The 1,442-nt window shown below is 74.5% G+C and carries 1 protein-coding gene; it reads left to right on the top strand.

The features are described 5' to 3' along the window. On the top strand, positions 1–1,442 hold a 1,442-nt coding region (locus tag AC507J_RS32220), incomplete at both ends, for a condensation domain-containing protein (RefSeq protein ID WP_496294321.1).

The following is a 1,442-nucleotide window of genomic DNA, read 5'->3' as shown; positions in this document are numbered from 1 at the left end:
GATCCCGTTGACCGCCAACGGCAAGCTCGACCGGGCCGCGCTGCCGCCGCCGCGACCCGTCGCGGCCTTCGTCGCGCCCGGCACAGCCACGGAGGAGACGCTCGCCGCGCTGTGGGCGCGGCTGCTCGGCGCCGAGCGGGCCGGGGCCACAAGCGACTTCTTCGACCTCGGCGGCCACTCGCTGACCGCGGCCCAAGCCGTCGCCCGCATCCGGTCGGAGTTCGGCGTGCCGCTCACCCTCGCCGACCTGTTCGACCATCCCACCGTCCGCGCCCTCGCGGCCGTCATCGATGGCCGCACCACCACCACCACCGTCGCCGCCCCGGCCGTCACAGCCGTGCCCCGCGACCGGCCAATACCGCTTTCGTACGGCCAGCAGCGGCTCTGGTTCCTCGACCGGCTCGACCCCGGGTCCGTCGAGTACAACGTCATCTCACCGCTGCGGCTCGACGGCCCGCTCGACGAACCGGCGCTGACCCGGGCCCTGACCGCCATCGTCACCCGGCACGAGGCGCTGCGGACCCGGCTGGTGGCCGGGCCGGACGGCGTGCCACACCAGGTGATCGACCCGCCGCACCCCTTCCGCCTGCCCGTCGTGGACGTGTCCGGCGCGCCCGACCCGGAGGCCGCGGCCCGCGCCGCCGGGGTCGCCGAGGCCCGCACGCCGTTCGACCTGGCCGCCGGCCCGCTGATGCGGGCCGTGCTCGTCCGCCTCGCCGCCGACCGGCACCTGCTGGTGTTCGCCGTGCACCACGCCGCCTTCGACGAGTGGTCCGACCGGATCCTGCGCCGCGAGCTGGCCACGCTGTTGCGCGGCGGGACGCTCGCGCCGCTGCCGCTGCAGTACGCCGACTTCGCGGTCTGGCAGCGCGAGTCGGTCACCGGCCCGCGGCTCGACGAGCAACTCGCCTATTGGCGCACGCGGCTGGCCGGCCTCCCGATCCTGGAGCTGCCGACCGACCGGCCCCGGCCGCCGGTGCGCCCGACTGCGGGTGCCGTGCTCGCGTTTGCAGTGCCGCCATCCACCGTGGATGGCCTGCGGGCGCTGGCACGTGAGGCCGGCGCGACGATGTTCATGACGGTGCTGGCGGCGTTCGCCGCGCTCCTCGGGAGGTACGCCGACACCGACGACGTGGCGGTCGGCACCCCGGTCGCCAACCGCGACGGCACTGAGGACCTCATCGGCTACTTCGGCAACGTCCTCGTGCTCAGGACGGACCTGTCGGGCGATCCGACGTTCCGCGAGCTGGTGGCCCGGGTGCGGGGGACCGCCCTGGAGGCCTACGCGCATCAGGACCTGCCGTTCGAGCGGCTCGTCGACGCGCTCGTCACCGACCAGGACCGGTCCCGGACCCCGCTGTACCAGGTGATGTTCAACTACTTCGCGTCCGGTGACCCTCGCGACGGCCTGGACCCACTGACCGTCGCCGTCAAGTGCGACT

The organism is Micromonospora sp. PRAS1, assembly GCF_059553435.1.
The sequence above is the reverse complement of the archived record's forward strand: the minus strand, read 5'-3'. Positions and strand labels throughout refer to the sequence as shown.